Source organism: Dulcicalothrix desertica PCC 7102 (genome assembly GCF_003991905.1).
Taxonomy (GTDB): Bacteria; Cyanobacteriota; Cyanobacteriia; order Cyanobacteriales; family Nostocaceae; genus Dulcicalothrix; species Dulcicalothrix desertica.
Genome location: NZ_RSCL01000010.1, coordinates 266,006 through 279,718 on the forward strand (window position 1 = coordinate 266,006; position 13,713 = coordinate 279,718).

Here is a 13,713-nt window from a genome sequence, read left to right on the forward strand (position 1 = left end):
AAGTGCAGGCAAGTAATTTGTCAATAACCTGCTAATCACCAAATTTGGTAGCAGCAATTGCTGTTTCTTTTAAGAGAATTTCGTTAAATCAGGATAATTAAGGTCACTTAACGTCGATGTCGCAGTTTTATTTTGATACGGAAAAAAGCCATTATAAGTCTTTTGAGTTACCAGGAGCTAAACCGCATTACACACCTGACCGTCCCGGACAGGTTGAACACATATTTCTTGACATCAACCTTGATGTAACCAAACAGAGTTATCACGGAACTTGCACTATCAGGCTCAAACCAATTCGCGATAGCCTTCACAGCCTAACCCTCGATGCTGTTAATCTCAATATCGAAGGTGTGGAAGTCGATACACAAGCGCAAAAGTTTGATTACGATGGCGAGCAGCTTTTTGTTCACCTCGATTCACCCACACAAGCTGGAAAACTAATCAACATTAGTATTAAATACTTGTGTACTACACCACAGCGTGGTATTTACTTTATCAAGCCTGACAAGCATTATCCGAATAAACCCATACAAGTCTGGACTCAAGGGGAAGACGAAGATTCACGTTTCTGGTTCCCATGTTTTGATTACCCAGGACAATTATCTACGAGCGAAATTCGGGTTCGTATACCTAAACCATATATTGCCATTTCTAACGGTGAGTTAATTAGTACTACTTCAGATGGTGGCGATTACAAAATCTATCATTGGTTACAGAAAGAAATTCACCCAACTTATTTAATGACATTAACAGTGGGTGATTTTGCTGAAATTCGCGATGAATGGAATGGTAAACAGGTAACTTACTACGTCGAAAAAGGGCGTGAAGAAGATGCTGTGCGTAGTATGGGCAAAACTCCCCGGATGATGGAGTTTTTGAGCAAAAAGTATGGTTATCCTTATCCTTTTCCCAAATATGCTCAGGTTTGCGTCGATGACTTCATTTTTGGAGGTATGGAAAATACCTCCACTACTGTATTAACTGATAGATGTTTACTCGACTCTGTAGCAGCACTCGATAACCGTAATACCGAAAGCTTGGTTGTTCATGAACTTGCACACCAGTGGTTTGGCGATTTAATCGTTATTAAACATTGGTCACACGCTTGGGTTAAAGAGGGTATGGCGACATACTCTGAGACTATGTGGACTGAACAAGAGTATGGCGCTGAGGATGCTGCTTATTATCGCTTAAATGACGCGCGTAGTTATCTCTCTGAAGATGCGGAACGTTATCGGCGCCCAATGGTAACACATGTTTACCGCGAAGCTATCGAACTTTATGACCGCCACATCTACGAAAAAGGCGCCTGTGTTTATCACATGATACGCACTGAATTAGGCGAAGATTTATTTTGGAAAGCTATACAAACGTTCGTACAAGATAATGCTCATAAAACAGTTGAGACAATAGATTTATTGCGGGCAATAGAAAAAGCGACTGGACGAAATTTAATGTTTCTGTTCGACCAGTACGTATATCGCGGAGGACATCCAGATTATCATGTTACTTACTTGTGGGATAGTGATGCCAACCTTGCAAAGGTAACAGTAAAACAAACTCAACCTGATTTGTTTGACCTAAAAATTCCTATTGGGTTTGGTGTAAAAAATGATGATGTGGCGTGTAGAGACGCGATTAATCGCGTCTCTACTTTTACCGTGCGAATTCATGAGCGAGAACAAAGCTTTTATTTCCCGCTTACCGAAAAACCTTTGTTTATTAGTTTTGATGTAGGCAACAATTATCTCAAAACTGTCTCTTTAGAATATCCAATACCTGAACTAAAGGCACAGCTTGAGTTTGACCCACATCCAACTTCCCGAATTTATGCTGCTGTTGCCCTTGCTAAAAAGGGTGGTTTGGAGTCGCTGAAAGCACTTGGAAAAGCGTTGAAGAATGACTCATTTTGGGGTGTACGGGCGGAGGTAGCGAAACAAATTGCAAATATATACCTTGACCAAAGTTTTGATTTTCTTATACCTGGTTTAAAAGATGATAGTCCTTATGTACGTCGTGCTGTCATCGAAGCGCTTGGTAAAATTAAAACTTACTCAAGCTATAAAGCCCTTAAATCGGTAGTTCAAGAAGGAGATGCTAGTTATTACGTTGAAGCTGCTGCTTGTCGTAGTATTGGAGCAATTGCTGGTGCGACGGGTGACGAAAAGCCTAAAGAAGAAAAAGTTATTAAAGTTCTCAAATCTGTTTTAGAAGATAAAGCTGGTTGGAACGAAGTCGTTCGCAGTGGCGCCATCGCTGGACTCAGTGAAATGAAAACCTCTGAAACGGCGTTAGATTTGATACTTGAATATACCAAGCTTGGCACCCCTCAACCGTTGCGTTTATCAGCAATTCGGGCATTAGGGAAAATATCCATTGGTCAAAATGCTACTAACTTGGAACGAATACTGGAGCGATTAACCGAGCTTGCACGCGATAGTTTCTTTCTAACACAAGTTGCGGTAGTTGTTGCTTTGGGGCAGATGGAAAATCAGAAAGCTATGACTATTTTAGAAAATTTAGCCCGTCAAACTCCCGACGGTCGAGTTCGACGGTTTGCGGATGAAGAAATAATTCAAGTTCTTCAAAAAATTGGCAAAGAGAACGGACTAAATTCCTTACGTCAAGAATTAGACCAACTCAAACAACAAAATCAAGAGCTACGAAGTCGCTTAGAAAGTTTGGAGGCAAAGTCAGAGAAAAAGGAATAGGTATTATGTAAGGTGGGCACTGCCCACCTTACTATAACTCTCTTACTGTTGCCAAATATCCATCGTTCTAACTTCGTTGTTTAAAACAGATTGTTCAGATTTTGGTATCGCGAAAACTATAGTACCTACAATTACAGCAGCAAATGTAGTCTGGCATACAAGTTTCATTTTTACGATGCCGCGATGATATTTTTTCATCGCTGGTTTTTTGTGTTCGTTAACTTGTCTAACACTTCCTGTTACTACAGCTTGATGTAATTCCATCAGAGCGTCTACATCTTCTTCATAATGACTGTATTTGAGTAAATTATGCAATTGCTGAATTTCTATATTACTAATATATCCAGTTTCAATCGCCTGTTTTACTATTTTGAGGATTGAGCGCATGTTTATAACCTGTGCATAAGGGTTGGAACGCACTGTAACTGTCTACTTTCTGCCTGTGTTATGCTGCACCAAATATACAATACACCTTGTTATTTATGCTTCCCCCGCTTGGTTCACCCAAGTGGGTGATTCATAAAATAGTACTTGCCTGTATACCTACTCCTTTCCGCTTAATATACTTTGCCTGCCTATCAAAAAAAAGGCGCCTAACAACTTGACGGACTATCTATCTGTTACATCCCTAATCATCAATAGATTTGATGGTTTTTATTAATCTATGCCACAAACCACGAGTATACATAGCTAGCAAGTAGTATCATTAAGCCTTAAACATTAATGTGAGAAATTCTACCAGTTGTCAAGCATCTAACGAGTTAACTAAATCACAATAGTGCAGATAAAATAAATAAAAATACCTATCAAAAGTCAGAAGTTAATTTAACTCAATTATCCTTTTATTAAAACATGCCGCTCTTTATGTGGCTCATACTTATACAACTCGCAATTTTCAAAAAAAAACCGAAACCCTTGCTAAATAGGCTTATCAGCTATTTTGGTATTTACCATTTATCGCATAAAAGTTGTATTTGATACTTATTGTTTTTAAGTATATATACTTGACAATAACTCAAATATAAAGTTATTATAAAGCTTTAAGGGTGAAAGATTCAAAAAAGTATACAATTACACTCTTTTTGTGTACGATATTGAGCTTTGATCTATATTGAAGATAAAAAAGATACTATGAGTATCAAGTTTTCATGAAGATTAGACGAAAAAAGTGCAAATAAAGTGTGAAGCGATTACGATTTTAAAAGTGTGATGAAGTTTATATGTAAAACCAGCAAAGCTTCTGTGTGCTAATTATGAAGGTGAGAATCCTTCTATGTGTTTTCACGATTATCCAAGGTTGTTATGATGCGTAAACCAGTTCTAACAATTTTTTACCAATTCAATCCTTGGAACAGTACTATCGGAGGAATTCAGACTCTAATTAGACTTTTCATCAAGTACGCACCCAATGATTTTGAGGTGAGACTTGTTGGGACAGGAGATAAAGGAGATAAAAATATCGGTGAGTGGCAAGAAGCTGTTTTTGCTGGTAGACCGATAAAATTTTTGCCTTTATTCGCTTTAGAGAATGATAATGTTAGAAATTTGATACCGACAACAGTCAAGTATACTGCGGCTTTGTTGGGACGTAATTTCGCTTCTGATTTCATGCATTTTCATCGTTTGGAGCCAACTTTAGCCACTTGGCATTGGCAAGGTGAGAAAACGTTGTTTATCCACAATGATATTCACGCGCAAATGAAAGCAGAAGGCGATAAGAAGGCGATTCTTTGGCGAAGATTCCCAAAAATTTATTTTGCTCTTGAAAGTTTATTGGTGCGTCAGTTTAATCAAATTTTGTCGTGCAATACTAAGTCGGCACAATTTTATCAACAGCACTATCCTAATTTGAGCGACCGTATAGCTTACATCAAAAATTCATTTGATGACGAAGTTTTTTATCCATTGCATCGCGATGAACGCGCGTCTATGAAACACGAATTAGCTCGAAAGTTCGCTAAGAAGGAGCAAACGAAATTTATTTTGTTTGCTGGTAGGTTGCATCCTCAGAAAGACCCTGTGTTACTTGTACAGGCATTATCTGTTATGAAAAAACAATTAAATAGCCAGTCAAATGAACAAGACGTTCATTTATTAATCGTTGGTGAAGGTGAGTTGGCACCACAACTGCGGGATCAGATAGATAATTTAGGTTTAACAAACTCTGTCACAATGTTGGGAGCTTTAAATCAAGCTGAGTTGGCAGATTTACACCGTGTTTGTGATGTATTTGCTTTAAGTAGCGCATACGAGGGTTTACCATTAGTTGCTTTGGAAGCTCTTGCTTGTGGAACTCCAGTTGTGACAACACAAACCGGAGAAACGCCATTACTATTAACTCATGACAGTGGAGTAGTTTGTAATGAACGAACCCCGGAATGTATTGCTTCTGCACTGCATCAAGTTTTAAGTAAAAGTAATAATTTTTCGCAAGAAGCTTGCACGCGCGTTGCTCGTCCATATGCTGCTCGCACTGTTGTAAATGAGGTTTTCGCTGATATGTTGCTTATTTGGAGTAAAAAAGTACGAGTTTTACAAGAAATACCTACAAATTAGTCAATTCGTTGAATTGCATAATTTATATGTTAGAAATAGAACTCGTTTATTTGAACCAATTGAAACGAACAATCAGATTCAACACAGTTGAATTAACTAGGGGGAAAAGAAGAAGAATAAAAAGTAATGTTACTAAGTTCATGAGTACACTTTGAGTTATTTATTTTACTTGGGTTATGAGAATAGCTGTTATTGGTGCAAAGGGTCTACCGCCTTTACAAGGTGGGATAGAGCATTACTGTGCGGAACTTTATCCGCGTATGGTTACTCAGGGTTGCAGTGTCGATTTATTCGCTCGCGCTTCCTATACAGAAACTAAATTGGGTAAACGTTATGACTATAAAGGGGTTAACGTTATACCTTTACCTGGCTTGAAAATGCGTGGAATTGATGCTTTCGTCACTTCCGCTCTTGGCGCCATCGCTTCTTCTACTAGTCACTACGATATAATTCACTTTCACGCGCTTGGTCCATCGTTATTTACATGTTTACCGCGCATTGCTTCAAATTCTAAAATTGTTGTTACTTGTCAGGGACTTGACTGGCAAAGAGCAAAATGGGGAAGTTTTTCGAGTGGTCTGATACAACTGGGTGAGCAAGCAGCCGTCAAATTTGCTCATGGTATTATTGTTGTTTCGGATGCGCTTCAGACTTATTTCCAGCGGACTTATGGTAGGCAAACTGTTTATATCCCCAATGCTCCTGCGTCTTATGCGGACTCTGACTCACAGTTCAATTATGGTAAAGAGTTGGGTTTAGAAAAGGGACGTTATATACTATTCCTGGGTAGAATGGTTCCCGAAAAACGTCCTGATTTACTTATTGAAGCATTTTCAAAATTACAACAAACGGGGTGGAAGTTAGTATTGGCTGGTGGTGTCAGCGACACTAAAACTTATACTGCCGAGATATTAAACAAAATTTCCAACAACCCTAACATTGTCTTTGCTGGAGAATTGCGAGGTGTGCGGCTTGCAGAGATTGTACGAGGCGCCGGGTTATTTGCACTACCTTCTGACCTCGAAGGATTACCTTTAGCAATGCTAGAAGCCATGCGCGAAGGCATTCCTGTTGTTGCGAGCGACATCCCTCCCCATCAACAATTAGTAGCAGGACGTGGAATACTATTTGAGGCTGGGAATGTAGATTCTTGTCTACAGTCGCTTCAATGGTCAATTCAGAATCCACAAGAATGTGCGAAAATGGCAAAAAATGCTCAAATTTATCTACAAAACAACTATAGTTGGGAACGAATCACCTCTGATACGATGCGACTATACACAAAATTGCTCAATTCACCTCTATCTGAAGGAGCATTAGAGACAACAGAAAGTGGACTTTTTACTATAACAGGAAAGAAGTAAGTATGGTATTAGTTTTTTGTCATTCAAAAAGAAACCCGGTTTATATTGAAAATCGTTGTTTTGATTGCAATTTATCGATAAGAAACTGGGTTTCTGGAAACTAATAAAGAATGACAATTAACTGTCAACAATAACCGTAAGGGTATATGCAATGGAAAAGGGCTTTTGGTCAGTATTGTCAGTTTTAAAACGGCGTGGATTACCTGCTTTAATTACTTTTACTGCGGTAATTGGTGGAGCGGTTGCTTATTTGAAAGTAACTCCGCGTCTATATGAAAGCTCATCAAGATTGATATTTGATGATAGACGAACGAGTGTTTCTGAATTAGGACGTGACTTATCACAAACATCAGTAACTAGTCCAGGAAATAGCCCTCTTGCAAATCAAGCGGAGTTAATTAAGTCTGAACGGATTCTTACTCAAGCATTAGCGATAGTAGGAAATTCAGATGTAGAAAATTCTGAGGATGGGCAAAATGGGTCAACTAAACTTACTGTCGATGAATTAAGTCAAGGAATAAGAGTCAAAACTATTCCTGCGACTAATATTCTCGAAATTAGTTATCAATCAAAGAATCCAGACCTTGCTGCCGCATATGCAAATGCCGTAGCAATGGCGACGATTCGCGATAACATTAAATCGATAAGTTCTGAAGCTACCAAAGTTCGCCAATTTTTACAGCAGCAGCTACCGCAAGCGCGAACCCAACTTCAAGCAGCAGAAGCGGCAGAAAATAATTATCGTCAGCAAAGTAGCATCGTCGATTTTGACGAACAAACCAAAAGCCTTGTTCAAAGTGTGGCATCCCTTGAAGACCAACAGCGTACTCTTGCAACACAACTTCAAGAAGCAAATTCACGCCTTGACTCGTTGCGTCAAGTAACCCAAGCTAAAGGACTTGATACAGCATATGAATCTGTTCGGGGTGGTCAAGACCAAGAACTGCAAAAATTGCGTGCCAAACTTGCCGAGCAAGAGACTCAACTTATCGAGGCTCGGTTAAAATTTACTGATAGTCATCCTACTGTCGTTAAAATGTTGCAGCAACGCGATGCTCTCCGCAATCTTTATGCCCAAGAACTCTCGCGTGTCGCTCCAGGAGCTGGCGTCAATAATTCAAATAATATAGCGGGCGACCCAATCAGCCAAGATTTAACGTCCCAACTTATAACAAATGAAATTGAAAGAGCGGCAGTTGCACAAAAGCTTCAGCTTACCCAAAATAATATAGCCCAACTCCGAAACCGACTCACCCAACTTCCCCTCCAACAACAACCCCTTACTGCTTTAATTCGTAAACGCGAAGAAGCTGCTGCATCACTCAAATTTTTACAAGCCAAATTTGAAGAAGCACGTATTGCCGAAGCGCAAAAAGTTAGTACCCTGCAAGTAATTCAAGCTGCAAAAGCCGCAAGTTTCGCTAGTTCTCCCAAACCTAACGTTGTACTTGCCCTTGCTGGCGCCTTCGGTTTACTGTTAGCAACTGGTGTGGTCATCCTCTTAGAAGTAATGGATAACACCCTACATGATGCTTCTGAAGCTGAAGAATTACTCAAATTACCTTTACTTGGCGTATTACCACGTTTACCAGCTAAAACATTAGCATTAGAACCCGCTGACGGTTTTCTCGATAATGTCGCTTTGGTCGAACCATATCGAATGCTATTTAAATCGCTCGAATTTCGTACTTCTGAACTACAGTTATTAGTAGTAAGTAGTACTATTTCCGGTGAAGGCAAATCTATTGTGGCTTCGCACCTTGCTGCTGTATCAGCCATGTTATCACGACGAACTTTAATAATTGACGCTGACTTACGGCGCCCTGTACAACATACTATTTTTAATCTGCCAGGGAAACCAGGTATTAGCGATATAGTCGAAGGAAATATCAGTTTAAAAGAAGCCGTACAGCCTACCGAAATTGAAAATCTTTCAGTACTGACATGTGGCGGAATATACGGTAGACCATCGCAAATACTAGAATCAGCAGCTATGAAAAAACTCATAGCAGAAGCTGCTGCTAACTATGATTTTGTCATAATTGACACACCTCCATTGAGCGCTTGTGCCGACACAGCCACCCTAGCCAAACAATGCGAAGGTGTGCTAATGGTAACACGTCCGAACATCACTGTTAAAGAAGTACTTCAACGCGCAGTTTCCGAATTAAACAACAATCACATACCCATCGTTGGAGTAGTAGTTAATGGTATGACTTCGCAAACTGAACAATATTACCGCTATCCCATGAGCGGTTATCAAATGAAACGTCTAAAAGCCAAAATTTAATTCCTAACTCCTTATTCCTAACTCCTAACTCCTAACTCCTAACTCCTAACTCCATGCTGACTCGTACTCGTTCCCATTTACTAGCGTTGTTTGTCTCACTTTTAGGAGTGGGTATAGCTGTGATGTCTGGGTTTATGGCAGGTGCAAGTCCAATGCTTTTGGGACTGGGGTTTGCGACAGTACCAATTGTTGCGTTTTTCTTTATGCAGTTTGAAGTCGCTGCAATTGGATTATTAGTACTGCGAAGTGCGCTCGACCCATTTTCAGGAATGCAACTTCCAGCAGCGTTTGCTATTGGTGTTAGTGCTTTGACTCTGCTGTATGTAGTAGTGCAGCTAATAACTAAAAAACAAGTAATTACTGAAAAGTTATGGTGGATATTTGCCACTTGGGTCGCTTTACAGTCTTTATGGCTAGTACTAATGTTTATAGGTGGCTTGGGGTCGGATGCTTCACAAATACAAACGAGTTTACGTGAGTGGGTACGAATTTTTTCTTGGTTGATGGTTTATTTGCTAATGTTGCAGCTTAAAGACAAAGTTCATCCAGAAATCATTGTCTCAAGATTATTTTTAGCGTTAATTGCACCTAGTACTATTGCATTAATGCAAATTTTTGCACCATCGCTTTTGCCTCCAATGTTTGGTGGTGGTGGAGATGAATACGGCGCCATTGGTGCAAGTATATCGCGCGTGAATGGTACACTAGGACACCCCAATACATTCGCCACATTTTTACTGTTATTCATTGGGTTAACGTTATGGAAACTAGGTAAAGCAAAGCAGCGCTTATACTGGTTGTGCTTACTGGGACTATTAGCGTTTTTCTACGTTGCAACCAAAGCTTTGTTTGCTTTAGCTATGCTTGGTGTTTTTCTTTTGGTATTTATTGCTCCAAAGTTGAGTTTACCAAAAATTATTGGCGGCGCCTTACTATTTGCAATAGCCATCGCCTTATTTGCCAGCACAGAATTTGGACAACAGCGTCTTGCATCACTCACAAGTACACCTTTGTTTAACTCCAACATAGACATATCACGTGCAATTTTATTATCAGCAAGCGACGGAAATAGTTTTAACTGGCGCATAGCACAGTGGACATTTTTACTACAAGCTTGGGAACACCAGCCAATATTAGGATATGGACTGGCAACGTGTAAACAATTAACTGTTTTTGATGCATATGCACATAACGACTATATCCGTGCTTTAGCAGAAGGTGGAATAATCGGATTTGCTACATTTATATTATTATTCATGGCACTATTTACATATTTATTACAAATCTTTCGTACAGCACAACCAAATAGTAAACAAAGAAACTTATGTTTAGTTCTACTTGCAATGCTATCTGCCATTATGGTGGGAATGTTAACTGAAAATATTTGGAGCCATACCACATTATTTTTCTATTTATGGACATTAATATCCGTAGCAGGATGGCAATGGAACGAAAAGTTAGTAGAAAGTGCTGAGTGCTGAGTTTTGAGAAAAAGAATTAGGAGTTAATTATCATGAATATGCCAATACCAAAAGTATCAATAGTAATTCCAGCATATAACGCGATGAAATATCTACCAGACACTCTCCAAAGTGTCTGGCATCAGACTTTTACCGATTTTGAGGTCATTTTAGTCGATGATGGAAGCTCAGATGATATAAAACAATGGGCTTCTCAAATCACAGATTCACGGTTTAAGTTTATTTTACAACCAAACCAAGGTGCATCTGTTGCACGCAATACAGGCATTTTAGTTTCTCAAAGTGAGTATATCGCCCTTTTAGACGCTGATGATTTATGGGCGCCAACTAAATTAGAAGCACACGTTTTTCAATTAGACAATAATCCGAACGTTGCGTTGAGTTATAGTTGGACGGCAATGATGAATTCTCAAGGCCAACCAACAGGTAGATTACTAAAACCAACCGCTGATGGTAATGTATATTCAAAACTACTAGTTAAAAATATCATTGACTGTCCCTCAGTTGTAGTTAGACGCAGTTGTTTTAATAAAGTTGGTTTGTTTAATACAAAAATTCGATATAACGAGGACTGGGAAATGTGGATTAGAATAGCCGCAGTTTATGAGTTTTCGGTCATCAAAGAACCATTAGTCTACTACCGACAGCACCCTAATAATGTTTCTAAAAACTGGCGCCAGATGCAGCTAGGTTTTAATGAAGTCATCAAAAATGCTTTCAAGTTAGCACCAAGGGAACTTCAGCATTTGAAAAAGCCAAGTTATGGGCATGCTAATTTAGTACTAGCTTGGAAAGCATTGCAAAGCAAAGACAAAGATTTTCAACTTGCAGCAAATTTTCGCGCTTCTGCTTTACGTTACGATCCCAAACAAATTTTATCGCCAGAGTTTTGGCGCCTGAGTGTCGCCATAGCATTAATGCGTTACTTGGGTATAGGAGGTTATAACCGTTTTTTAGAATTTGCTTACGCACTCAGAAAACGTCTTTCTAACCAAACATCTACACCCACAACACAAAACTGGAAACCAAACGAAATATTTTTCTAACCCCTTATCGACCATGAAAGTATCTATAGTAGTCGGTGGAAGATGGCACGCAATAGAACTCGCACGCGAGTTACATAAAAACGGTTACTTACACCGACTTATAACCAACTACCCTAAATTCAAAACACGCAGTTGGGGTGTACCTGATGATAAAGTCGTTAGCTTACCCCTAACATTACTATTAAATAAAGCCATTGAAAAAGTTGGTGGCGCCAAATTAGTTCGTAAATCATTACCTACTATATATCAAATGTTCGCCTCCGCAGCTGTTCGTCATCTGGAAGGCAGTACATTAGTTCATGGTTGGTCGAGTTGCTCACTTCCAGCAATTGAGTGGGCAAAGCGAAATAATGTACCATTTCTTTTAGAGCGAAGTTCAGCGCATATCAGTTACCAAGCAAAATTATTAGAAGCAGAATATCAAAAATTTGGGCTATCCTGTACAGAAATTCATCCGCAAATAGTTAAGACAGAATTAGCTGAATATGAATTAGCAAATCAAGTAGCAGTTCCAAGCTACTTTGCTGAACGTAGTTTTATCGAAGAAGGATTTCAAAAAGACCGTTTAGTTCATAACCGTTTTGGTACAAATTTAAAAACCTTCTCACCTGGAGTTAAGCAAGATGATGTATTTCGTGTTGTTTACGCTGGTTCTCTTAGCGTTCGCAAAGGAATACATTATCTTGTCGAAGGTTTTTGCAGTGCAAATATTCCCAACAGTGAACTTTGCTTAATTGGAGGTGCTACACCAGAAACAGCACAACTAATTGCATCTGGAGACTCACGGGTTAAGTGTATTGGTCACATTCCCGAACCAAAGTTAGCTGAATACTACCATCAGAGCAGTGTTTTTGTATTACCTAGTATTGAAGATGGATTTGCATATGTCATCTTACAAGCAATTGCCTGTGGTGTACCGTTAATTTGCACTACAAATAGTGGTGGTGAAGACGTATTGCGTATTAATAATGCATCACCAGTTAAGTTGGAAAATAGTATAGACGAGTATCCAGGAGGTTATATTATTCCTCCAGCGAATAGTGAAGTTATCGCTTCACTGTTAACAAAACTTGCAAATAACCCAGAGTTACTAGCTCAAAAACAGCAAAATGCGCTTGCATTTAAATCTGAAGACTTGAGTTGGGAACAATATGCACTACGGGCAGTGGAAGCATATAAAAAGTTAGGAGTGAGGAGTGAAGAGTTAGGAGTTAGGAGTTAAGTATGGTAAAAGTTTCTGTTATTATCCCAGCTTACAATGCAATGAGGTACCTGCCACAAACTTTAGATAGTGTGTTGCAGCAAACTTTCATCGATTATGAAGTCATAATTGTTAATGATGGTAGTTCTGATTCTATTATTGAATGGGCGCCGCAATCAAAGGATTCACGAATTCGATTAATTACGCAATCAAATCAAGGTGTATCAGCAGCACGAAATACAGGTATTGTCAATAGTCAAGGTGAGTATATTGCATTTTTAGATGCTGATGACTTATGGGTGCCGGAATATTTAGAGAAACAAGTAAAACATTTAGATAAATATGTAAATGTAGGTGTAGTTTACACTTGGACAAAATTAATAGATGAATTAGGAAATTCGATAAATCGTATTTTTGCATCTCATGCATCGGGAATGATATGGAAGGAATTACTACTTAAGAATGTTATATCAACTGGTAGTTCCGCAATGGTGCGGCGCCAATGTATAGAAAATGTAGGTGCTTTTGATACACAACTTGCCCATGCTGAAGATTTAGACTTTTGGCTACGAATAGCTAAAAAGTATGAGTTTGGTGTTATAAAAGAACCTTTAATCTACTATCGACAGCATCCATATAACGTTACTAAAAACCGTACAAAAATGATGCATGGACTACAAACAGTTTATGAAAGAGCATTTGCAACGGCGCCGTTAGATATGCTGTATTTAAGAAATCAAGCTTACGCAAGTTTATTTATCGGGTTTGCGTGGTTGGCAATTGATGATCAAGATATAAAAACAGTAATTAAATATCATAAACAAGCGTTTTTACATTATCCCTTTGTTTACTTCAAGGAAAGTTATTTGAGACTAAATTTAGCTATTTTTATGATGCGTTTATTTGGGAATGAAGGTTATAACGGAGTGCGAAATTTAACACGCGATTTTAAATGCATAATATTAAATTTTACAAAACACATCGAGAAACCGGATGCTCTCTTACGAGTTTTGTTCAAAAGTTTTAATGTCTCATAAAGAAGCCCGGTTTTTTATAAAAGGGAA

The 13,713-nt window shown here is 38.8% G+C and carries 9 protein-coding genes; 8 read left to right on the top strand and 1 reads right to left on the bottom strand.

Features of this window, described 5'->3' with window-relative positions:
* Positions 1 to 116: 116 nt before the first annotated feature.
* Positions 117 to 2,711, top strand: a complete 2,595-nt coding sequence (locus tag DSM106972_RS22185; protein ID WP_127082754.1) for a M1 family metallopeptidase — start codon at positions 117 to 119, stop codon at positions 2,709 to 2,711.
* A gap of 42 nt (positions 2,712 to 2,753) precedes the next feature.
* Here the strand turns inward: DSM106972_RS22185 and DSM106972_RS22190 are convergent, their stop codons facing one another.
* Positions 2,754 to 3,098, bottom strand: a complete 345-nt coding sequence (locus tag DSM106972_RS22190; protein ID WP_127082755.1) for a hypothetical protein — start codon at positions 3,096 to 3,098, stop codon at positions 2,754 to 2,756.
* 918 nt (positions 3,099 to 4,016) lie between these two features.
* On the opposite strand from DSM106972_RS22190, the gene DSM106972_RS22195 reads away from it, so the two are divergent.
* From DSM106972_RS22195 to DSM106972_RS22225, 7 genes are all read left to right on the top strand, one after another.
* Positions 4,017 to 5,267, top strand: coding sequence for a glycosyltransferase family 4 protein (locus DSM106972_RS22195; protein WP_127082829.1), 1,251 nt, complete (start codon positions 4,017 to 4,019; stop codon positions 5,265 to 5,267).
* A 176-nt stretch (positions 5,268 to 5,443) separates the two neighbouring features.
* Positions 5,444 to 6,631 (top strand): glycosyltransferase family 4 protein, encoded by a 1,188-nt coding sequence (locus tag DSM106972_RS22200; protein WP_127082756.1) that lies wholly within the window; start codon positions 5,444 to 5,446, stop codon positions 6,629 to 6,631.
* 151 nt (positions 6,632 to 6,782) lie between these two features.
* On the top strand, positions 6,783 to 8,921 hold the full coding sequence (locus DSM106972_RS22205; protein WP_127082757.1) for a GumC family protein: 2,139 nt from the start codon (positions 6,783 to 6,785) through the stop codon (positions 8,919 to 8,921).
* A gap of 53 nt (positions 8,922 to 8,974) precedes the next feature.
* On the top strand, positions 8,975 to 10,402 hold the full coding sequence (locus DSM106972_RS22210) for an O-antigen ligase family protein (RefSeq protein ID WP_127082758.1): 1,428 nt from the start codon (positions 8,975 to 8,977) through the stop codon (positions 10,400 to 10,402).
* 32 nt (positions 10,403 to 10,434) lie between these two features.
* Complete coding sequence (locus DSM106972_RS22215) at positions 10,435 to 11,448, top strand: glycosyltransferase family 2 protein (RefSeq protein ID WP_325052201.1); 1,014 nt, start codon at positions 10,435 to 10,437, stop codon at positions 11,446 to 11,448.
* Positions 11,449 to 11,461: 13 nt separating this feature from the next.
* The gene (locus tag DSM106972_RS22220; RefSeq protein ID WP_127082759.1) at positions 11,462 to 12,670 is read left to right on the top strand and encodes a glycosyltransferase family 4 protein; all 1,209 of its coding nucleotides are present in this window, start codon (positions 11,462 to 11,464) and stop codon (positions 12,668 to 12,670) included.
* Between the two features lie 2 nt (positions 12,671 to 12,672).
* The gene (locus DSM106972_RS22225) at positions 12,673 to 13,686 is read left to right on the top strand and encodes a glycosyltransferase family 2 protein (RefSeq protein ID WP_127082760.1); all 1,014 of its coding nucleotides are present in this window, start codon (positions 12,673 to 12,675) and stop codon (positions 13,684 to 13,686) included.
* The last annotated feature ends 27 nt before the right edge of the window (positions 13,687 to 13,713 follow it).

Coding starts and splice junctions, on each gene's coding strand:
- DSM106972_RS22185 (WP_127082754.1), top strand. CDS start 117: ATGTCGCAGTTTTATTTTGATACGGAAAAAAGCCATTATAAGTCTTTT.
- DSM106972_RS22195 (WP_127082829.1), top strand. CDS start 4,017: ATGCGTAAACCAGTTCTAACAATTTTTTACCAATTCAATCCTTGGAAC.
- DSM106972_RS22215 (WP_325052201.1), top strand. CDS start 10,435: ATGAATATGCCAATACCAAAAGTATCAATAGTAATTCCAGCATATAAC.
- DSM106972_RS22205 (WP_127082757.1), top strand. CDS start 6,783: ATGGAAAAGGGCTTTTGGTCAGTATTGTCAGTTTTAAAACGGCGTGGA.
- DSM106972_RS22190 (WP_127082755.1), bottom strand. CDS start 3,098: ATGCGCTCAATCCTCAAAATAGTAAAACAGGCGATTGAAACTGGATAT.
- DSM106972_RS22200 (WP_127082756.1), top strand. CDS start 5,444: ATGAGAATAGCTGTTATTGGTGCAAAGGGTCTACCGCCTTTACAAGGT.
- DSM106972_RS22220 (WP_127082759.1), top strand. CDS start 11,462: ATGAAAGTATCTATAGTAGTCGGTGGAAGATGGCACGCAATAGAACTC.
- DSM106972_RS22225 (WP_127082760.1), top strand. CDS start 12,673: ATGGTAAAAGTTTCTGTTATTATCCCAGCTTACAATGCAATGAGGTAC.
- DSM106972_RS22210 (WP_127082758.1), top strand. CDS start 8,975: ATGCTGACTCGTACTCGTTCCCATTTACTAGCGTTGTTTGTCTCACTT.